We start from the raw sequence: 20,020 nt of genomic DNA, 5'->3' as shown, positions 1-20,020 counted from the left end.
GCGTGCCCTGGTTCATCCCCCCACCCCACATCGACCCCCACCAAACACCCCGCAAAAACCACCACCACACACCCCTCAAAACATAAACAGGCACGTTAGTGGTGCGAAATTTGCTGTCATGCCCCGTGGGACGAGCGCTACCGATGTGCCTTCCATACGTCCCACAGGCGGCAGTGACCCCCGGAACAGTAGTGCTTCGGGCTGCCGTTGAGATTGGCTTCGCCCGTGGCACATGGTCCACGTATCTCGTCCAGGCTCCAGACAACTCCACAGCTACTGGTCGGCCCGCGTCCGCGTCGGTTCAGTTGGTGTCGGCCGGCTCCGCGTCCCCCAGTTCCGCGATTTTCCGCTCCAGCGCCATCCGTTCTGCAGCGTTCGCGCACAAAACCAAGGCTTGGTTTAGAGCCGCACGTGCTTCGTCGCGGCGTCCGAGCCTTGTGAGCAACTCGCCCTTCACGGTGGGTGGCAGATGCGAGCTACCCAATTCACCCCGACTGGTCAGGGCATCCACGAGTTCCAGGCCGGCGGCGGGACCTGAAGCCATGGCCACCGCAACTGCCCGGTTGAGTTCAACGACAGGCGACGGCGCGAGCCGGCCCAGTGCCTCGTACAGGATGACGATCCGCTGCCAATCTGTTTCCCCCGCCGTCCGGGCTACTGCGTGGCATTCCGCGATGGACGCCTGCAAGCCGTAGGCGCCCAGGCCGCGGCCGGCCGCGACCGCCGTCGCAAGTGCTGCGCGGCCTCGCCGTAACGCTGACTGGTCCCACCGCCGTCGGTCTTGGTCTTCGAGGAGCACCGGCCTTCCGCTCCGGTCGATCCGTGCCGGGAAACGGGCGGCCGTCAGTTCCATGAGGGCCAGCAGGCCAAATGCTTCAGGTTCCGGCGCCAGCCGCACGAGGATACGAGCAAGCCGCCGTGCTTCGCTGGCTAGTTCGAGGCGCATCCAGGTATCGCCCGCCGAGGCGAACGCGCCCTCGCTGAAAATGAGATAAACAACCTGCAGCACGGACCCCAGACGTTCAGGTATTTCGTGCTGCTCCGGCACGCTGAACGGAATGTGCGCGGCGGCCAACGTCTTTTTGGCGCGTGTGATGCGGGCCTGGATGGTGGGAACAGGCACCAGGAACGCTTTGGCAATCTCATCGGAGCCCATACCGCCCACAACCCGCAGTGTCAGGGCAATCCGGGCCTCCTTGGACAACACCGGGTGACAGGAGATGAACATCAGCGCAAGTACGTCGTCGTCGATCGCCAAGGGGTCAAATAGTGTATCCACACCCGGTTCCTCCTCTGACAGGTCACGGGCCAGCAGCGCATATTTTTCGTTGCGGGCGGCGTGACGCCGGAACGTATCGATCGCTCGACGCCGGCCAGCGGTCAGCAACCAACCCACCGGCTGGGCGGGCACGCCATTAACGGACCACGACACGAGTGCCTCTGCCAGTGCTTCCTGGGCCAGGTCTTCAGCCAAGGAGAAATCGCCCGCATAGCGGGCAAGAGCGCCGACGATGCGGGCGGATTCGCTGCGCCACACCGCTTCGACGGCGGCCCTTGCCTCTTTGTTGCTCACTCGAGTCGCTTCCCGCTCGACTTTGTCCGGTCCCGGACTGTTCCGGATCCTAGAGTTGTCCGGTCTGCTCGCGCCAAGCACGCTCCTTCTGGATCCATTCGTTGTCTTGCGGGAATTCGTCGATGCTGGTGACGCGACGGATTTCAGTCTTCGTGCCGGCGGTCATGGGGGCGCGCCTGGCCCACTCGACGGCTTCCTGCTTGGAGGCGACATCCAGAATGTAGAAGCCGCCGAAGAGTTCCTTGGTCTCACCGTACGGACCGTCGGTAACGACGGGCGTTTCGCCGGTGAAGTCCACCACCACGGTTTCCTTTGCATCGTCCAGGCCCTCAGCGGCCAACAGGACACCGGCGCGGATGAGTTCGTCGTTGAACTTCCCCATGGCCTCGAGGATTTCGTTGAAGTCGATGTTTTCGAACTTCGCGTACGAGTCGTCGGTCGCCCGCATGATCAACATGTATTTGGCCATTTCAATCAATCTCCTGTGTTGTGGAAGGTCGCCCTTCGACCCTCTCACCTCAAGGTCGAACAGTGCGAGGGAAAATCGACAACCGTCCGTAAGAATTTTGGCGGGTCTTTGCGCCGGGGGCAGGCGTAGTCTGAAGGGACGGTGGGAAACGATGTGTTGAGTCCGCCGGCAAGTGGTCCGAGGCATTATGGCAAGTTCACGCTCTTCCGACGAGATCCTTCCGGAACGCGGTGTAGCAGCCCGGACCGTCACCACCTACTCGGACCTGCTGAAGTCCGTGCGCAATGATGGCCTGCTCAAACGGCGCCGGGGGTTTTACATCACGATCTTCATCATCCTGATGATCGCTTGGGCCGGCACCTGGAGCGGCTTCCTTCTGCTCAACGACACGTGGTTCCAGCTGCTCATCGCGGCGGGTATGGGTGTGGTCCTTACGCAGTTCGCATTCCTGGCACACGAAGCAGCGCACCGTCAGGTGTTCAAATCCAAGGGCATGAATGAATGGTCTGCCCGGCTCATTGGTACCGGCTTGGTAGGGATCAGCTACGCGATGTGGGCCCAGAAGCACACACGGCACCACAATTACCCGAACGTCATCGACAAGGACCCTGACATCCACACGGGCGCCATCGCGTTTCATCCCGCGGCAGCAGCGGCACGGCGGGGTGTCATGGTGAGCATCACCCGCCGGCAGGGGTGGCTGCTATTCCCCCTCCTGTTCTTTCTGGGGATCAGCCTGCACGTTGATTCGTTGAAGTATTTGCTGCATCAACGGAAGGTGGATCATCGTTGGGTGGAGATCCCGGTGATCATGCTCCGACTGGTTGTTGTGCCCGTGCTGGTTTTCTCGTTGCTGCCCATGGGCTTGGCGTTTGCTTTCCTGGGCGTTCAACTGGGTGTCTTCGGCTTCTATATGGGCGCTTCATTCGCTCCCAACCACAAGGGCATGCCGGTCCTGCCGACCTCGAGCCGGACGGACTTCCTCAACCGTCAAGTCCTCACCGCCCGGAATATTTCCGGTGGACGGTTCATGGACACCTTGATGGGCGGTTTGAATCGCCAGATCGAACACCACCTTTTCCCGGACATGCCCAGGCCGTATCTCCACCGTGCGTCCGGGATTGTGAAAAGCAGCTGCCAGGAACTGGGGATTCCGTATACCGAAACCAGCTTGGCGGCGTCCTACGTGTTGGTGGTCAAGTACTTGGATGACGTCGGGTTGTTCGCGGGCGACCCCTTTGAATGTCCCGTGGTGGACCAGTTCCGGCCACGATGAAAAAGGGATCCCCCGGTATTTCCGGGGGATCCTTTTTCAAACACCTTTCGGCGCAATGGCTTGCTGCTTAGCGGCCGCCTCCTCCGATGACTCCGGCCTCAATGGCCTTGGTTACAGCGTCGGCTTCGGCTTGGGTGAGCTTGCCGTCGGTGACTGCCTTGTCCAGCTTGGTCTTCAGCGCGGCGGAGCGTTCCTCCTGGGCTGCGGTGCGGATTTCTTCCAGGGCCGTGGTGACCTTGGCTTCATCGACGCCCAGTGCTGCCGCCAGTGACTTGGCCAGCGCGGCATCCTGTGCCGTACGGTCCGGCTTGGTGCCTTCGGCAGGTGGGGTGGTGGGCTTGTTGGCCTCGCGGAACGCCTTCAAAGCGTCGGTGACTTTTGCTTCATCGACGCCGAGCTTGCTGGCGAGGTCCGCGGCGATCTGTCCGCGGTCCGGCCCGTGTCCGCCGGGCCTGCCGTGGCCGCCGCCCGGAGCGGTGGCATCCGGGCTTGCGGCATCTGCCGACGACGTAGCGCTCGGCGACGGCGTGGTGGCAGCTGTGGCGATGCTTGTGACGCCCAGCCCTGCACCCAAAGCCAGCGCTCCGGCTGCGACGCCCAGCGTAATTCTCTTGGTTTTCGACATGTACCTCTCCTCAAGTAGCCGTGGTTACGGCTCGTGTCTGAGGGACGGTCGGTGGTGCCGTCCTCTTAACACGATGAGTGGGCAACCCCAGTGCATGCTGTTCCAAACCTGTCATTCGGCTGTGAAACTGAGCAGGAACCTGTGTGGCGCGGCTGCTCAGTGGGCCTTGTCCAGTGCCTCCAGCAGCCGTGCGACCGCCCCGCCCAGGTTCCACTCGGTTGCCAGCCGCTCAAGCTCTGCGCGATTCTCGCCGGTAACGGGGCGAAGTTCAGCTCCCGCGTCCTCAAGCGTCGGGACCTTCAAGTCCCGTACGACGTTGACGACGACGGGCGCCACCTGAAGGTAGTCGGCGGCGGCGGAGAGTTTGGCCCGGATGGCGGCCGACAACCCGCCGTCGGGATCTTCCGCTGCGGCCAGGAGGCCGTCCAGCGAGCCGTGTTCCCCCAGCAGTGAGGCTGCTGTCTTCTCGCCGATACCGGCGACGCCCGGGAGGCCATCCGAGGCATCGCCGCGGAGGGTGGCAAAGTCGGCGTACTGCCCTGGCAGCACCCGGTACTTGCCTACCACCACGACGTCGGTGATCACCTCCAGGTTCTTCATGCCGCGTGCGGTGTAGATGACACGGACATCGCGTTGGTCATCCACGAGCTGGAAGAGGTCGCGGTCACCGGTCACCACATCGGTGGGAAGTTGAGCCTGGCTGGCATACGTACCTACGACGTCGTCGGCTTCGTGCTCGTCGACGCCCACCACTGCTATGCCGGCGAGGTCCAGCATATGCCGGATCAGGGGGATTTGCGCCTCCAGGGGATCGGGGACCACCTCTATGTCGGGACCATTGGGAACGGTTTCAGCCACCCGGTGCGACTTGTAGCTGGGGATCAGATCCACACGCCATTGGGGGCGCCAATCGTTGTCCCAGCAAGCGACGAGGTGCGTTGCCTGGTAGTCGGTGGTGAGCCGGGCGATCATGTCCATCAGTCCTCGGACGGCGTTGACGGGTGTCCCGTCGGAACGGCGGATCGTGTCCGGCACGCCGTAGAAAGCGCGGAAGTAGAGCGAGGCCGTATCAAGGAGCATCAGTCGTGGCATACCTGATCCTGACATGCCGGTCAGGCATTCAGAAGGAACCGCCGCAGGTTCTGGCGCAAAGACTTGATCGCTATTGTGACCAGCATTACGATTGTCTGAGCGATAATAGAACAGCCTGTTCGATTATTGAACAATCGACGAGAACTACAGCCCACAAAGAAGTGAGGAAAGCCCGTGCAGTTCCACCACCACGGTTACGTATCAGGTGACCCGCGAATCGAGCCGGCCGCCGGCGTCGGAGTCAACCGCCCAGCCGAGCTTCCCGACGACGTTGACGTCCTCATTGTGGGCAGCGGCCCTGCCGGCATGCTGACCGCGGCGCAACTGTCCCAGTTCCCGGGCGTCACTACCCGCATCGTGGAGCGGCGCCCGGGCCGGCTCGCCATTGGCCAGGCCGATGGCATCCAGGCGCGCAGCGTCGAGACGTTCCAGGCCTTCGGCTTCGCTGAGCGCATCATCGCCGAGGCTTACCGCATCACGGAGATGGCATTCTGGAAGCCGGACCCCGCAGACCACTCGCGCATCGTCCGCTCCGCGCGAGCCGTGGATGACCCCGCCGGCATCAGCGAGTTCCCGCACCTGATCGTCAATCAAGCCCGTGTCCTTGACTACTTCGCGGAGTTCATGGCCAACTCCCCCGCCCGCATGACGCCGGACTACGGCTACGAATTCAAGGGACTCACCCTGACAGGCGAGGGCGAGTACCCGGTCACCGTGACTCTGGGCCACACGTCCGGACCGAACGAGGGCCAGGAACGTGTCATCCGCGCCAAGTACGTTGTGGGTGCAGACGGGGCACGCAGCAAGGTGCGTGAATCAATCGGCTGCCACCTCGCCGGAGATCAGGCCAACCACGCATGGGGCGTCATGGACGTCCTGGCCGTCACCGATTTCCCGGACATCCGCACCAAGTGCGCCATCCAGTCCGGCAGCGGCGGAAGCATCCTGCTAATCCCCCGCGAGGGCGGCCACCTCTTCCGCATGTACGTCGACCTCGGAGAGGTGGCCGCAGACGATCACGGCGCCGTCCGCAAGACCACCATTGAGCAGATCATCCAGAAGGCCAACGACATCCTTCACCCCTACACGCTGGACGTGCGCAATGTCGCGTGGCACAGCGTGTACGAGGTTGGTCACCGCCTGACGGACAGGTTCGACGACGTCTTGCCGGAGCAGCGCGGCACCCGGACCCCCCGTGTGTTCATTACCGGCGACGCCTGCCATACGCACAGCGCCAAGGCGGGCCAGGGAATGAACGTCTCCATGCAGGACGGTTTCAACATCGGCTGGAAGCTAGGACATGTCCTGGAAGGCCGCAGTCCGGAAAGCCTCCTGGACACGTATTCGGCCGAGCGCCAGGTAGTGGCCAAGAACCTGATCGACTTCGACAAGCAGTGGTCCACGCTCATGGCCAAGAAGCCGGAAGAGTTCGAGGACCCCACTGAACTGGAAAACTTCTACACCAGGACCGCGGAATTCCCTGCGGGTTTCATGACCCAATACGCCCCCTCTTTGGTGATCGCCGAGTCCCAACACCAAGAGCTCGCCGCTGGTTTCCCCATCGGCAAACGGTTCAAGTCCGCGCCGGTCCTCCGTGTATGCGATACAAACCCCATGCATCTAGGCCATCACGCCAAGGCCGACGGTCGCTGGCGTATCTATGTGTTCGCCGATGCCGCTCAGGCGGGTACCGACGGGCCGGTAGCGGACTTTGCCGACTGGGTCGCGAACGCTCCGGACTCGCCGTTGGCCGCAACGCCGTCGAACCTTGACCGCGACGCGTGGATCGACCTGAAGGTGATCTACCAGCAGGACCATACCGGAATCGACATCAACGCCGTCCCGGCGGCCTTCAAGCCGACGGTAGGACCGTTCAAGCTCAACTACCTTGAGAAGGTGTTCGGCACGGACCCGAATGCCGACATCTTCGACCAGCGCGGTCTCAGCCGTGACGGAGTGGTTGTGGTGGTGAGGCCGGACCAGTACGTCGCGAACGTGCTGCCGCTGACAGCGACAGCAGAGCTTGCCGCGTTCTTCACACCTCTCCTGTCTGCACGCAGCGGCGAAAGCGTCGGCGCGGACGGCTTGGTCAGCAACCAGGCCTAGGCAGCGATCCGGAACTGCCGGGTAGTCCTCCACGGGCTACCCGGCAGTTCTGGTTTAACGGCCCGGCCATGGAGTCTCAGCGAAGTTTTACATCCCTGTAACGGAAACATCTGGTCGCAAACCAGATTGCAGAGTATCTTTATTGCAATGCGGTTTGCAGAGTGACGTGCGTTACAAGGAGCGTGGAAGTGAAAGCCAACGACGAGACCGGTGCCATCACGGCTGCCAGGGAGTCCTCGGACCACGCCTGGCTGGGCGACGCACTCCCCGACGTCACGCTCTCCAAGTCGCAGGCACGGGTAGTGGAAGTCATCGCCCGCAACCCGCAGCTCTCGTCCTACGCGGACATCGCAGAAATCGCCCAACGCTCGGACGTCAACAACTCCACGGTGGTCCGTACAGCCCAACGGCTCGGCTACCGCGGCTGGCCGGACCTGCAGCGGGAACTCCGCTCCAGGTACTTGGTGATGATCTCCACCGAAGACACCCTGATCGAACACGGCGAACACCGCAGTCCGCTCCACGATGCACTGAACCATGACATCGAGAACCTCCGGCTCACCCTCGACTCGAATACGGCCGAGGACGTGGAGGCAGCCATAGCCGCCCTGGCTTCGGCTAAGTCCATCACGGCGATCGGCATCGGATCCTTCGCGGGGCCGGCAAGCGTCATGGCCCACCTCGGCTCCACCATGGGCTACCCCATCGCCCTGGAGAACCGGGCCGGAGTGCATCTTGCGTCAAGCACCAACCAGTTGGGCGAAGGCGACGTCCTTGTGGTCATCAACATGTGGCGGTCCGTCAAGCACATCATCATCGCAGCCGAGGCTGCCAAGCAATCCGGAGCTACCGTCGTCGCCATCTCCGACATGCGCCGTGGCCGCCTTGCCGACGCAGCAGACCACCTCCTGGTGGTCGCCTCCGAAGGCATTTCCTTCTTCCAGTCCGTCACTGCCGCAAATTCGATGGTGTACGGGCTGCTGGCCGGCATGGAAGCTGCCCATCCTGAACGCAGCCGAACCGCCATCCGGCGGACCCAGCAGTTGTGGAAAGACCTGGACATCTACCTGGACTGACACCTGGGCCATAGCTGCCACGGTTGGCGGCCCCTCTTCTTTCGCTATCAAGACCTAGGAGTACCTCATGAGCAACAACCGCCGCATCGCCGTCATCGGCCTCGGCTCCATGGGCGGAGCGATGGCTTCCACCCTGCACCGCGCCGGCTGGGACGTCACTGGATTCGACCCCTCCGAAGCGGCACGCACCGCAGCCGAAGCGACGGGCATCGCAACTACCGCGAACCTCAACGATCTGGCGGGAACCCCCTACGCGGTCCTGTCCCTGCCATCGGCCAAAATCGTCGAGGCCACCGTTCCGGCGCTGCTGGGCGAACCCGGCACCATCGCGATCATTGACACCACCACGTCCGAGCCCGGTACCAGCAAGTCAATGGCAGCCTTGGCCGAATCCCGCGACGCCGCCTTTGTTGATGCTCCGGTTTCCGGAGGTCGCGACGGCGCCGCGAGCGGGACGCTGAGCGCTTTCGTTGGTGCCACAGAGGCCGCCCTGGCCGCAGCCGCTCCAGTCCTGGACGCGCTGACGGGCGGGAACTACGGCCACCTCGGCGGTCCCGGAAGCGGCAACGTTGTGAAGCTCCTCAACAACGTCCTTGCCGCAGCAAATCTCGTCTCAGTAGGTGAGGCCCTGGGAATCGCCAAGGCGTACGGCATCGACGCTGCCGTAGCCGCCGAAAGCATCAGCAATGCCTCCGGGGGCAGCAAGGTCTCGGCCAATATGTACCCCGCGTGGGTTTTGACGGGTTCCCACGATTCCGGGTTCTCGATGGGCCTCATGGCACGCGACGCCGCCTTGGCGATCGACATAGCCCGGCAAATCGGAGAGCAGCCGGAACTGCTCGCCGCGGCGGCCGGCCAGTGGCAGGAAGCCCTCGCAGCCCTGGGGCCGACTGCGGACTTTACGGAAATCGCCAGGTCAGTAGCGCCGTCCATCACGCCCGCGGGAGCCCCGGGCACCACCACCGCGGCCTGATCCCTGCCAGCCCACCTCAGCAACCAGTAACAGAGGACAAATACTTTGAGCATCACCACAGCCCCCGCCACATCCTCCACGGCCACTGCCCGCGCGGTCCTGGACGCAGCCTTCCCCACGGGCATAGGCGCGTTCCTCGACGGAAAGATCGTCCCGGGTTCGGGCGAGCACATCACGCTCACCTCTGCGGCCACCGGCGAGCCTTTCGCCAGCTATGCGGACCCTGCTTCAGAGGGCGCCAACGCCATCCTGGAGAGCTCCGTCCGCGGCGCGGCAGCATGGGCAAAGTTGAACGGGTTCGAGCGGGCCGCCATCCTGCGCAACGTCAGCCGTGTGGTGGAGGAGCACGCAGAGGAACTGGCGGTCCTCGAATCGGCCACCACAGGCAAGCCCATCCGTGACGCCCGTGTCGAGGCTGCCAAGGTTGCCGAGATGTTCGGATACTACGCCGGTTGGGCCGACAAGCTCACGGGCCAGACCATCCCCGTTCCCGGGCCGTGGCACACCTACACCGAACGTGTGCCCTGGGGCGTCGTAGTTGCCATCACCCCGTGGAACGCCCCGCTGTTCACCGCCGGCTGGAACTCAGCTGCTCCCCTTGCCGCGGGCAACGCAGTGATCATCAAGCCCAGCGAGTTCACACCGGCCACCACGGTCCGGCTTGCGCAGCTGGCACACCAGGCAGGAATCCCCAACGGCGTCTTCAACGTCGCCACGGGACTCGGCCAGACCGTTGGAGCCACCCTCACCACGGACCGGCGCGTGGGCAAGATCAGCTTCATCGGCTCGGTACCCACAGGACGCCGGGTTGCCGTAGCCGCCGCACAAGCAGGAATTCCAGCCTTGCTTGAGCTTGGTGGCAAGAGCGCCAACATCGTTTTCGCCGACGCCGATCTGGATCGTGCCGCCGACGGCGCCATTTCCGCGATCTTCTCGGGTGCCGGCCAGTCATGCGTCGCCGGCTCCCGCCTCCTGGTCGAACGAAGTGTCCACGCCCGGTTCATCGAGCTGGTAGCCGATCGTGCCGCCCGCCTGCGGGTCGGTGACCCGCTTAACGCGGACACCGAGGTGGGGCCCATCATTACGGCCCAGCAGTTCTCCACGGTCACCTCGCTGATCGAGGCCGGAATGCACGACGGCGGCCGGCGGGTCACCAGCGAAAGCCTCCCTGAGTCGTTGGCTGGTTCCGCATTGGCCGGCGGTCACTGGATCATGCCCACGTTGTTGGATGGCGTCACGCCTGCCAACCGCCTGGAGACAACGGAGGTGTTCGGTCCTGTGGTCGGCGCAGACGCGTTCGATACCGAAGCCGAAGCAATCGCCCGCGCGAACAACACCAACTTTGGACTGGCCGGGGCGGTCTGGACATCGGACATTTCCCGCGCCCACCACATCGCCCGCGAAGTGAAAGCCGGGACATTCTGGATCAACTCCTACAAAACCATCCACGTGGCCGTCCCCTTCGGCGGTTTCGGCGATTCCGGCCACGGCCGTTCATCCGGCCCGGGCGTCCTGGACGAGTACACGCAAACCAAAGCGATCTGGGTACCTACCAGGGCCGCCGGTTCCCCCTTCCCGTCCTTGTCCTACTGAGAGGGAATACCCATGGAAACCATTGACAGCGCTCCCGGCGAGGAGGAGCTTCGCACGGCCCTGAAATCAGGCGTCGAATCCTGGAAGCCCCGCGTTCAGGCCCTCTCTGAAGACCTGCACGCCAACCCCGAGATCTCGTTCCGGGAATTCCGGGCAGCCGAGGCCATCACAGCCCTGCTGGCCGGGGCCGGCTTTGACGTCACCAAAGGCACCGGGAATCTGCCCACTGCCTTTACTGCGAGCGCCGGGAGCGGTGAGCTGACCGTGGCCTTGTGCGTCGAATATGATGCTCTCCCGTCAGTTGGACATGCTTGCGGGCACAACCTCATCGCAGGAGCGTCCGTGGCTGCTGCCCTTGCCCTTCTGCCCCATGTGGATGAGCTTGGCATCACGCTGAAGGCCATCGGTACCCCTGCTGAAGAGCACGGTGGCGGCAAGGTTCTTCTGCTGGAGCGGGGTGCCTTCGACGGGGTTGGCCTTGCCTTGATGGTCCACCCTGTCCAGGACGGCGTGACGTACAACCCCGCGGGCACTACCGCGCAGGCAGTGGGCCGCTACGAGGCAGTCTTCACAGGCAAGGCAGCCCACGCCGCAGCCGCACCGCACCTGGGCGTGAATGCCGGGGATGCCGCGGTGTTGAGCCAAGTGGCCGTAGGTTTGCTCCGCCAACAGATTCCAGGAGATCATCGCATCGCCTGCTACGTGGCGGAGGCAGGACACGTCACCAACATCATCCCGGACCGTGCCGTGGTTCCGTTTGAATGCCGAGCATTCACGTTGCCTGAGTACCAAGCCCTGCTGGAGCGGGTGAAGCGCTGCTTCGAAGGCGCGGCGGTGGCCACGGGTACCACCCTGGAGATCACTGCGGCCGAACCTCTTTATGAGCCCCTCCTCCAGGACGGCGACCTTGCCGCGCATTGGACCCACGCCATGGACGCCTTCGGTAAGGACACCTCACCGGCCGCGGGCATGGGCGGCGGGTCAACGGACATGGGAAACATCTCGCAGGTCATTCCGTCACTGCACCCATGGCTGAGCATCCCGGGAGCCAACGTTCCCATCCACTCGCACGACTTCGCCGCCCTGGCGAACACGCCTGAGGCTTATGGCGTGATGTTTGAGGCGGCTACGGCACTGGCGTGGACAATAGCCGGCGCCGCCACCAATCCCCACCAAAGAGAACGCTTCGTCACGGCAGCTTACCGCCGCGAAGCCACTACCCAGGAAGCAGCATCATGAGCACCAGCACCCACACCGCGCGGACGGACAAAGCCGGGACCCGGCTTACGCTTCCTATCGCTGCATTGGCGTTTGTCATCGCGCTTGCCGTTCAGTTCATCGGCCAGGCCAAGATTGATCTTGGAATCGGCGCCATCATCATTTTCCCGATGGTCTGGGGCTTGATTCTTGGCCTCCTCGTTTCCATCCAGAAGTTCAAGCCCCTGGGCCTTGACCTTCAACGCGTAGCCGCTGCATTGGTGGGCGTCGCCGTCCTGCTCCTCGTGGCGCGGTTGGCGTTCAACATCGGCCCGAGCCTGCCGAGCCTCATCAAGGCAGGTCCGGCCCTGCTCTTGCAGGAAGTGGGGCACCTTCTGGGCACCATCGTCCTGGCCCTTCCCCTCGCCGTCCTGTTGCGAATGGGAAAGGCCACCGTCGGTGCAACGTTCTCCCTGGACCGCGAACCGTCCTTCGCCATGGTTTCCGAGAAGTACGGTCCGGATTCCGATCAGTACCGCGGTGTACTGGCCATGTACGTCTTCGGCACCCTGTTTGGCGCCATCTTCATTACGCTTCTTACCTCGTTGGTGGCCAACTGGAAGATTTTTGATCCCCTGGCGCTCGCCATGGGTGCGGGTGTGGGTTCAGGCTCAATGATGGCGGCCTCGGCAGCGAGCATCATCGCAGCATACCCCGGCGACCAGGAGGCCATCCTTGGCATGGCCGCGGTCTCCAACCTCATCACCACCATCTTGGGCGTGTACGTCGGCATCTACATCGCCTTGCCGGTCGCCGACCGCTTCTACAAGGTCCTCACCCGCAACAAGGAAGCCCGGATGGCGACGGCCGGTTCTGTCCCCCAGGCCCGCTCGGCAGCAGAGGTGGAGCTGGACGAGGCCCAGGCGGAGCAGAACAGGCAGTTCCGTGAAGAGGTGGCAAAGTCCTCGGCAGCTATCAAGCTTCCGCTCTGGCTTTCCCTCTCGGTGCTGACGGTGTTGGGCGTCGGCACGGCAGCGGTGGCCGCGAAGGGTCTGAGCCTGTCCATCCTGGCCGGCTACGGGATCATGCTGGCACTGGTCCTGGTGAGCCTGGCGCTGGCAAAGGTCACCCGGAAGGTCTCGGCCATTGTCTTCATCACCACCATCGGTGCCTACATTTCCAGCCCTTGGTTCTTTGGATCGGGTGTCCTCAATGAGGCCGTCAAGACCGTCGACTTCCTTTCCATCGCAACTGTCATGCTGACCCTCGCCGGGCTGTCACTGGGCAAGGACATCCCGCTGCTGCGCAACATTGGCTGGAAAATCATCCCGGTTGGCCTGGTCGCCATTACGGCATCCTTCCTGTTGTCTACCGTGATCGCGGAGTTTGCCCTCGGACTCTGGCACTAGGCGGCTAAGAGAGCCAGGCAAACAGGAAACGTGGCGGCCCGGCAGGTTCCCTTTGCGGGGACCTGCCGGGCCTTTCTGTTCCGGCAGCCTTGGGCTCTGGTTTTTCGCGGGGCCGGGGCGTAGAACAGGCCTATGAGTCATCGGCGCATCGCGTCTTTACTGGTGCTCATGTTCAGCGGCTGGTTTCTGAGCGGTTGCACCGGCGGTACCCCCGTGCCGTCCCCGTCTCCGGCGGCAGCGGCGGCTCCCACGGACTCCTTGGAACGGACCATTCAGCATTTCGTGGACGACGGCGCCACCTCGGTAGTGGTCCAGGTGCGGTGGCCGGCGGGCGAATGGTCGGGGTCCTACGGTGTGCGCAGCTTGGAAGGTGCGCAGGCAGCCCGAGCCCAGGACCGGTTCTCCGCTGGCAGCGTCACCAAGTCGATGGTGGCGGCGGAAGTCATGAAACTGGTTGACCAGGACCTCATCGAACTCGACCATCCCGTGAACGAATTCCTGGAGGCCGTGGAGCCCGCACTCCATCCGCCGGGGCCGGTCACGGTACGTCAACTGCTCAATCACACATCTGGCATGCCCGATTACCTTGGACCGCTGCACGAGAGGCTGTCCGTCAAGGAGGTGGCGGGAACCAGGCTGAGCATGCGGGAAGGATTGCACCTGGCGGCAAACCTGCCTTGGGAATCCAGGAATGTCGGTTACTTCAACTACTCCAATTCCAACTACCTCGCTCTTGGCTTGCTGATCGAAAAACTGCGTTCCAAGCCGTTGGGTGACGCCTTGAAGTCCGACGTATTTGAGCCGTTGGGGCTGGATAAGACCTCCTTGTCCGAGCCTGACCGGACAGCCGGTGACAACCTCCACGGATACATCGTGGACGGCGGCCGGCAGCTGGACGTCACCCAGTCCGAGGGGCTGGTGGGGTCCCCGGCAGGCGGCGTTGTGTCCACTACCGGAGATATCAATGACTTCTACCGCGCGCTGCTGTCCGGCAAGCTGCTCGCCCCTGCGTCCGTCGAGGAAATGAAGAAGACCGGGTTGGGCGATTACGGCCTGGGTCTCATGCGTTCGGGCGATGGGTGCAGTGCGGGCTACCGCTACGGTCATGGCGGGATCGTCTACGGCTACCTGACAACGTCAATCACCAGCAACGACGGCGGCAGCCAAGTCACCTTGGCCATGGCACTTCCGCCGTTGCCGGCTTCGGGCAATGATGCGACGGCAGAGCGAAGGGTCGGATTGTACGCATCGCAGATGGAGTCCGCCGCCCAAGAGACGCTGGACCGCCTATGCCAGTGAGGTCTGCCATCATGAATCCGTGGATACCTGCAGCTCCACCACTCCCCTGATCCAGGCGTTCAGCTCGGACCGCTCTGCGGTCTGCCGAACCAGCGCTTCCTCGAACCGGGCAGGATCGTTGAGTTCCACGGCCTGAAGGAACAGGAGCGCCTTCTCTTCGCAAAGCTGCATGGCCTCGACAAAGTGGGCGTGGACGGCCTGAACTGTTTCCGTCGGCGGTTTGTAGGCTTCGGCTTTTGTCCGTAGGCCGCTGACAGCGGGGATGGTCACCGACCGCATGTAACGGGAAAAGACGGCAGGATCGCTGCCGACGACCTGTCCGGCGGCTTTGAGCTGATTGTCCATCGACTCGTAGTCAGCCAGGAACTCTTGCGCGATTCCGAGGGCATAGAGCTGTCCTTGGTCGTTGTTGAGCTGCCCTGTGGACATGTTCGGCGTTGCCGGAGCGGAGACCAATGCCGGCGCGGCAGCGATTGCGCCGGCCGCGAAGCAGACAGCCAAGGCTCCGCTGACAGCCGGGACCAATGCTTTGGCCGCTCCATCGCCTGTCCGGGCCGACCAGCCGGACCGGGTCATGCCGCCGGGCCGGGTTGGCCTGGCAAACAGCACGGACGTGGCCAGAGTCAGCACAAAGCCAAGCCCTAGCGCGGGCCACAACATGAGGGCAATGAAGGAAAGGGAGAAGTCACCGCCCCTGACAGTGTTCAGGACCGCGAATCCCAGGACGCTCACCAAGACAGCCAACGGTCCGGCCACCAAGGACAAAGCACCGCCTCGTGCCGGTTGCACCAAGGCCGCAGCGACGTTCACTGCCGCCCACGATCCAGCGGTGATCCAGAGGATGCTGTAGAACAGCACTTCCTTCTCGGCGTCGGTATTGGCAGGTCCGCTCGTAACGCGCCACACCACAATAGCCGCGGTTGTCAGGCAGCCCACCAGCGTCCCCACCACGAGTGTCTGGATCAGGCCGGGCGTGAACGGGGCGGGAGTGTCCACCCGTTGAGCCGCGGGCCAGTCGTGCGCCCCGCCGAGCCATCCCGGCAGCGCCCGCCACCCCGCTGTCGGGGCAAGGAAGAGACTTACGACGGCGGCCAGCACCAGGAGCGCGACGCTCCACAGCAAGGGTGGCCAGGCGAGCGCAGTCACCAACCAGAGCCGCGTCCCTTCCCACCCCACTTTTTCCAGCCCGAACTGGAGGGAAACCCACACCCACGCAGATACCGTGAAGAGCACGGTGGTGGCCACAAGTCCCGTCACCCAGGCCACCGCCGCGGTTCGCGCCAGCCGGGCCACCAGCCCGTAGATCTCTGAAAGGCCCGCAACCAGGCCGGTTGCACCCATGCCCAGCAACGCCGGGATGAAAATCGAAGGACCTGCCTCCAGGCCCGTCACGTCAATGCCTGTTTGGGCCAGGGACGCCAACTGTCCCGCCGTCAGGCCCAATCCGACACCCGCAACCGCAACCCACCGCATGTCCTTGGCTTTTCGGGGTGGTGCAGAGGCATTGCGCATGAGTTCCGCCCGCCAGATCGCGAAGCCCACGGTGAATGCCAGTACAGGTCCCAGGAGTAATGCGCCCACAACGAAGGAGAACAGTCCTTGGCCGAGTCCGGCGGTGAACGTGGTGACGATGGTGACTGCCAGGGGAACTGCCATGGCAACCAGGAAGGCCGGCGCTGCGGCGTCGGTCCAACGCAAGGCAGCGGCGATCTCGGGCGCCCGAAGGACGTTGAGCCGCTCGGTCGGCTTTGGGTGCCTGGCAATCCACGCGCGCCATGCAGGCAAAGGAACGGACGGCCGGATCCCGGTCAAGCAGCTTTGGAGGTCTGCCAGGTCCGAGGGCCGTTGGGCTGCGGCGAGATCGGCGTCCAGCTCCCGCGATCGCAACAGGGCCGCCGTGGTGAGTTCAATAACCAGGCCCAGCAACACCGCACGCCAAAGATAGGTCGGCAGCAGCGATCCGTCGCCGCTGACAAGGGCCCAGGCAACGGGAAGCAGCAGAAGCGGGCCCGCAACGTACCAGACGCTTCTGGCGAGCCAGGCCAGCGCCACATCGTGGTGCCTGATGTGGGCCAGTTCGTGCCGGAGCAGTGCATCGTGAACACCCGGGCGCTGCAGCAGGGCGATGAGCTTGCGCGGCATGGCCACGGTGTACCGTCCCGGTGCTCCGAAGCAGAACGGATCCCGCATGCCGCTTGGACCTACCAGCACCCTCGGCGGCTGACCCAATCCTGCTTCGCGGGAAAGAAGGGCAACCCGCTGCAGCGAAGCTGCCATGGCCGGCGTCGGTTCAGTCAGGTGCCGCCGCCTGCGAACGAACACCGGTCGCACGAACACGAGTGCCAATGCGGCGATACCAACGGCAGCCGCTCCGGCCAAGGACCACATGACCCTCACCAGTTCCGCCGGATACTGGCAGCGTTGTACTGCGTCCACGCGGGTGAAGATCGCGATGTCTCCGCCGGCTGCCTCCGCCGCCGGAACATTCACTTCGCAGGCCAGTACGGCCTGTGTCCAGGCCTCGCCGACAACCTCGTTGTGCAGCCAGTTCCCTACGAAGGAGCCGGCGGTCAAGAGCGCAAGGATAAAGGCGAGGTAGTGGCCCGTTGACGGCGCCGGGAAGGAAAGGACGCGCACCCGCGTAACGCCCGTGCCGTGCCACACTGCCGGGGGTTCCACGATTCACGCTCATCCGCGGGAAAACAGGGTGTTAGCTGTTGTGGACATCGAGGGCTCCGACCATGGCATGCGCCAGCAACGTGGCTGTGGACGCCTCGAGTCCGAGCCGTTCGCCTTCAGCTAGTGCAGCCTGGTACACCTGCTGCCGCTGTTCACGCGTGAAGTCCTCTGTCTTGCTACCGTCCCGGGACGAGCCCGAGGGCACCAGTCGTCGAAATACCGCAGCGATCCTTGGGTTGGCGACGTCCTTGACTGCGTCGGCGAAGAGATCGCCCACAAGCCCCACCAGGTATTCCGCCACGGCCAGGGCGAAGGGTGCCAAGAGAGCCAGCTCGATGCCAAAACCGAGGGTTTCATCACGATTGTCCCCGCTGAGTGCTTTGCCGCGGTCCGCGAAGTACTCAGCAGCGGATTCGTCAAAGAACATCAGTTCATCCGGGGCCGCCCGTTCAAGGGCACGCCGAGCAAGTACCGTGCTCAGGTCACGTTGGTCCTCCAGCCCGGGACCGGCACCCGAGAACGTCATCTTGTGCTCCTCTCGCCCATGAGCACACCGCAGCGGATTGCTACCTGAATCAAGGGAATTATGGACCCAGCGGGTGTCCGCGGCAAGGAGTCACGGAACATTGGAGCATCAGTGCCTCCGGTGGGTTGCGTAGCAGGGCGTCCCAGGCCCCGGTTCCTCTGGCGGCGGACGGCAAACGGGACGAGAATGGGCTGGTGGTCCCTCCTCGCACGGCCGGGGGCGGCGAAACCATGAATGAAGCCGCCCGCAAGATCCAACGCGTTTACCTCACGCTGACGCTCGGCAATACCGTTGCGGCTTCCTTCATCTGGGGCATCAACACCTTGTTCCTGTTGGATGCCGGGCTCAGCAACCTCGAGGCCTTTGCTGCCAATGCCTTCTTCACGGCCGGGATGGTCCTGTTCGAGGTGCCCACGGGGGTGATCGCCGATGGTTGGGGCCGCCGGGTCTCATTCCTGCTGGGTACAGTGACCCTGGCAGCATCCACCTACCTGTACTACCTGCTCTGGCAGATCACGGCTCCATTCTGGATGTGGGCTGTAGTGTCGGTTCTCCTGGGCCTCGGATTTACGTTCTTCTCCGGCGCCGTGGAGGCCTGGCTCGTGGACGCGTTGCGCTTCTCCGGCTATGAAGGCGGACTCGAGACGGTGCTCGGGCGCGGACAAATGGTGCAGGGCGTGGCGATGCTGGTGGGATCCGTGGCAGGCGGTGTGATTGCCCAGGCCACCAACCTTGGTGTGCCATTCCTGTTGCGCGTGGCAGTGCTGGTGGCCATGTTTGCTGTCGCGTTCGGGTTGATGCACGACGTCGGGTTCTCGCCTGAGCGTTCAACCCACCCGCTCCAGGCAACCCGCGCTGTACTCACCGCTTCGATCGACAACGGTTTGAAGAATCCGCCCGTCAGATACATGATGCTCGCCGCCCCCTTTAGTGCCGGCGTCGGGATCTATGTCTTCTACGCCCTCCAACCTTTCCTGTTGGACCTGTTCGGCGACCCCAAAGCCTATTCCGTTGCCGGCCTGGCTGCCGCCATCGTGGCCGGTTCGCAGATCCTGGGCGGTTGGCTGGCACCGCATGCGCGCGATCTCTTCCATAAACGCACGTCGGTACTGATTCTTGGCGGCTTGGTGGGCGCCGTGATCCTGCTGGTGCTTGGCTTCACCCGGGTGTTCTGGCTTGCCTTGGTGCTGCTGGCCCTGTGGGCCGTAGTGGGATCGGCAGCGACTCCCGTCCGGCAGGCGTATGTCAACGACATGATCCCGTCCAAACAGCGCGCTACGGTGCTGAGCTTCGATTCCCTCATGGGATCCAGCGGCGGTGTGGTGGTTCAGCCGCTCCTGGGCCGCAGTGCCGATCTTTACGGTTACCCCACCAGTTTGGCCCTGGCCGGAGTCATCGAGCTCATTGCGGTCCCGTTCCTGCTGGCGAGCCGAAAACAGCACGCGACGGCGGACCGTTCCAGCACGTCGCCGTCTCCGGCGTAGCGGGTCGACGGACTACTTGTACTAGCCGGCAGAGGGCTCGACGGCGGACTGCCCGCCGTCGCCCGGCAGCGGCGTCAGCAGCGCCGACTGAAGTTCGGTGCTGACTCCCGTAGGAACGTCGAGGTCCACTGCCAACGCAAGGAGGGCGCGGCTGAAGTAGTTCCTCGCCGCGGCAGCGAGTGTGATGTCCGCAATTTCGCGGTCGCTGAAGCCGCTATCGCGAAGTTGCTGCGCGTCGTCGTCGTTCATTGCTGCCGCATCCGTGCTGAGTTTCACGGCGTAGTCCATCATGGCGACCTCTTCAGGCGGCAGGCCGGCGTGGTGGTAGACCCGGGCAATGGCGATGAGCTGATCTTCATCAATGATAGTGAGCGTCTTCTTCCCGTGAGCCAGCCTGCAGTGGGACGAACCGATGGCTTGGGCGGCCGCAAGGGTCACCAGCTCGTAGCGCCGCAGTCCCAGCGAGGAACTGATGGCCTGCGTGAGGGATTCCCAGAGCAGGTGCGCCTCAGGGTTCAAGCTCATGGCTTTGGTGTGGCTTGGAACGTAGCCCATTGAAGTGATATCGGCACGGTAAATTTCAGCGGTCAGGCCGGTTGCTTCGGCTTCGGACGGCACGTTGAGGATGGACATGCCGGCTATT

General features: G+C 63.7%; 16 protein-coding genes. 9 read left to right on the top strand and 7 right to left on the bottom strand.

What is annotated here, in order from left to right:
• Window positions 1-301: 301 nt before the first annotated feature.
• A complete protein-coding gene (locus ACFRJ9_RS13045) occupies window positions 302-1,573 on the bottom strand; it encodes an RNA polymerase sigma factor (protein ID WP_377668469.1) in 1,272 nt (423 codons plus the stop codon).
• Window positions 1,574-1,622: 49 nt separating this feature from the next.
• Entirely contained in the window at window positions 1,623-2,042 is a 420-nt protein-coding gene (locus ACFRJ9_RS13040) for a YciI family protein (protein ID WP_377668467.1), read from the bottom strand.
• A 187-nt stretch (window positions 2,043-2,229) separates the two neighbouring features.
• Between ACFRJ9_RS13040 and ACFRJ9_RS13035 the strand changes: the two genes are divergently transcribed.
• A complete protein-coding gene (locus ACFRJ9_RS13035; protein ID WP_377668465.1) occupies window positions 2,230-3,318 on the top strand; it encodes a fatty acid desaturase family protein in 1,089 nt (362 codons plus the stop codon).
• Between the two features lie 67 nt (window positions 3,319-3,385).
• Here the strand turns inward: ACFRJ9_RS13035 and ACFRJ9_RS13030 are convergent, their stop codons facing one another.
• Window positions 3,386-3,943, bottom strand: coding sequence for a hypothetical protein (locus ACFRJ9_RS13030; protein WP_377668462.1), 558 nt, complete (start codon window positions 3,941-3,943; stop codon window positions 3,386-3,388).
• 156 nt (window positions 3,944-4,099) lie between these two features.
• A complete protein-coding gene (locus ACFRJ9_RS13025; RefSeq protein WP_377668460.1) occupies window positions 4,100-5,050 on the bottom strand; it encodes a 5'-3' exonuclease H3TH domain-containing protein in 951 nt (316 codons plus the stop codon).
• A 159-nt stretch (window positions 5,051-5,209) separates the two neighbouring features.
• On the opposite strand from ACFRJ9_RS13025, the gene ACFRJ9_RS13020 reads away from it, so the two are divergent.
• From ACFRJ9_RS13020 to ACFRJ9_RS12990, 7 genes are all read left to right on the top strand, one after another.
• Window positions 5,210-7,141: an FAD-binding monooxygenase gene (locus ACFRJ9_RS13020; protein WP_377668458.1), complete on the top strand. Its 1,932-nt coding sequence runs from the start codon at window positions 5,210-5,212 to the stop codon at window positions 7,139-7,141.
• Between the two features lie 188 nt (window positions 7,142-7,329).
• On the top strand, window positions 7,330-8,217 hold the full coding sequence (locus ACFRJ9_RS13015; protein ID WP_377668455.1) for a MurR/RpiR family transcriptional regulator: 888 nt from the start codon (window positions 7,330-7,332) through the stop codon (window positions 8,215-8,217).
• Between the two features lie 67 nt (window positions 8,218-8,284).
• A complete protein-coding gene (locus ACFRJ9_RS13010; protein ID WP_377668452.1) occupies window positions 8,285-9,190 on the top strand; it encodes an NAD(P)-dependent oxidoreductase in 906 nt (301 codons plus the stop codon).
• A 45-nt stretch (window positions 9,191-9,235) separates the two neighbouring features.
• Window positions 9,236-10,783: an aldehyde dehydrogenase family protein gene (locus tag ACFRJ9_RS13005; protein ID WP_377668449.1), complete on the top strand. Its 1,548-nt coding sequence runs from the start codon at window positions 9,236-9,238 to the stop codon at window positions 10,781-10,783.
• A gap of 12 nt (window positions 10,784-10,795) precedes the next feature.
• Window positions 10,796-12,022, top strand: coding sequence for an amidohydrolase (locus tag ACFRJ9_RS13000; RefSeq protein ID WP_377668447.1), 1,227 nt, complete (start codon window positions 10,796-10,798; stop codon window positions 12,020-12,022).
• On the top strand, window positions 12,019-13,389 hold the full coding sequence (locus ACFRJ9_RS12995; RefSeq protein WP_377668444.1) for a DUF3100 domain-containing protein: 1,371 nt from the start codon (window positions 12,019-12,021) through the stop codon (window positions 13,387-13,389). Before ACFRJ9_RS13000 ends, ACFRJ9_RS12995 begins: the two co-directional genes overlap by 4 nt.
• Window positions 13,390-13,521: 132 nt before the next feature.
• Window positions 13,522-14,688, top strand: a complete 1,167-nt coding sequence (locus tag ACFRJ9_RS12990; protein WP_377668442.1) for a serine hydrolase domain-containing protein — start codon at window positions 13,522-13,524, stop codon at window positions 14,686-14,688.
• Window positions 14,689-14,697: 9 nt separating this feature from the next.
• On the opposite strand, the gene ACFRJ9_RS12985 is transcribed toward ACFRJ9_RS12990, so the two are convergent.
• Together ACFRJ9_RS12985 and ACFRJ9_RS12980 are read right to left on the bottom strand one after the other, a co-directional pair.
• On the bottom strand, window positions 14,698-17,367 hold the full coding sequence (locus ACFRJ9_RS12985; RefSeq protein ID WP_377668439.1) for a M48 family metalloprotease: 2,670 nt from the start codon (window positions 17,365-17,367) through the stop codon (window positions 14,698-14,700).
• A 31-nt stretch (window positions 17,368-17,398) separates the two neighbouring features.
• Window positions 17,399-17,893 carry a hypothetical protein gene (locus ACFRJ9_RS12980; RefSeq protein ID WP_377668437.1) on the bottom strand — a complete coding sequence of 165 codons (495 nt, stop codon included), beginning with the start codon at window positions 17,891-17,893 and terminating at the stop codon, window positions 17,399-17,401.
• Between the two features lie 230 nt (window positions 17,894-18,123).
• Between ACFRJ9_RS12980 and ACFRJ9_RS12975 the strand changes: the two genes are divergently transcribed.
• Window positions 18,124-19,377 (top strand): MFS transporter, encoded by a 1,254-nt coding sequence (locus ACFRJ9_RS12975; protein WP_377668481.1) that lies wholly within the window; start codon window positions 18,124-18,126, stop codon window positions 19,375-19,377.
• 21 nt (window positions 19,378-19,398) lie between these two features.
• Here ACFRJ9_RS12975 and ACFRJ9_RS12970 read toward each other — a convergent pair whose 3' ends face one another.
• Complete coding sequence (locus ACFRJ9_RS12970) at window positions 19,399-20,010, bottom strand: carboxymuconolactone decarboxylase family protein (RefSeq protein WP_377668435.1); 612 nt, start codon at window positions 20,008-20,010, stop codon at window positions 19,399-19,401.
• Window positions 20,011-20,020 lie beyond the last annotated feature (10 nt).

It is taken from the genome of Paenarthrobacter sp. NPDC056912 (genome assembly GCF_042786555.1).
In the GTDB taxonomy this organism is placed as follows: Bacteria; Actinomycetota; Actinomycetes; order Actinomycetales; family Micrococcaceae; genus Arthrobacter.
Note: the sequence above shows the minus strand (reverse complement) of the source record. Positions and strands in the feature narration are given on the sequence as shown.

Coding starts and splice junctions, on each gene's coding strand:
- ACFRJ9_RS13040 (WP_377668467.1), bottom strand. CDS start 2,042: ATGGCCAAATACATGTTGATCATGCGGGCGACCGACGACTCGTACGCG.
- ACFRJ9_RS13035 (WP_377668465.1), top strand. CDS start 2,230: ATGGCAAGTTCACGCTCTTCCGACGAGATCCTTCCGGAACGCGGTGTA.
- ACFRJ9_RS13030 (WP_377668462.1), bottom strand. CDS start 3,943: ATGTCGAAAACCAAGAGAATTACGCTGGGCGTCGCAGCCGGAGCGCTG.
- ACFRJ9_RS13025 (WP_377668460.1), bottom strand. CDS start 5,050: ATGTCAGGATCAGGTATGCCACGACTGATGCTCCTTGATACGGCCTCG.
- ACFRJ9_RS13010 (WP_377668452.1), top strand. CDS start 8,285: ATGAGCAACAACCGCCGCATCGCCGTCATCGGCCTCGGCTCCATGGGC.
- ACFRJ9_RS13000 (WP_377668447.1), top strand. CDS start 10,796: ATGGAAACCATTGACAGCGCTCCCGGCGAGGAGGAGCTTCGCACGGCC.
- ACFRJ9_RS12995 (WP_377668444.1), top strand. CDS start 12,019: ATGAGCACCAGCACCCACACCGCGCGGACGGACAAAGCCGGGACCCGG.
- ACFRJ9_RS12990 (WP_377668442.1), top strand. CDS start 13,522: ATGAGTCATCGGCGCATCGCGTCTTTACTGGTGCTCATGTTCAGCGGC.
- ACFRJ9_RS12980 (WP_377668437.1), bottom strand. CDS start 17,893: ATGACGTTCTCGGGTGCCGGTCCCGGGCTGGAGGACCAACGTGACCTG.
- ACFRJ9_RS12975 (WP_377668481.1), top strand. CDS start 18,124: ATGAATGAAGCCGCCCGCAAGATCCAACGCGTTTACCTCACGCTGACG.
- ACFRJ9_RS12970 (WP_377668435.1), bottom strand. CDS start 20,010: ATGTCCATCCTCAACGTGCCGTCCGAAGCCGAAGCAACCGGCCTGACC.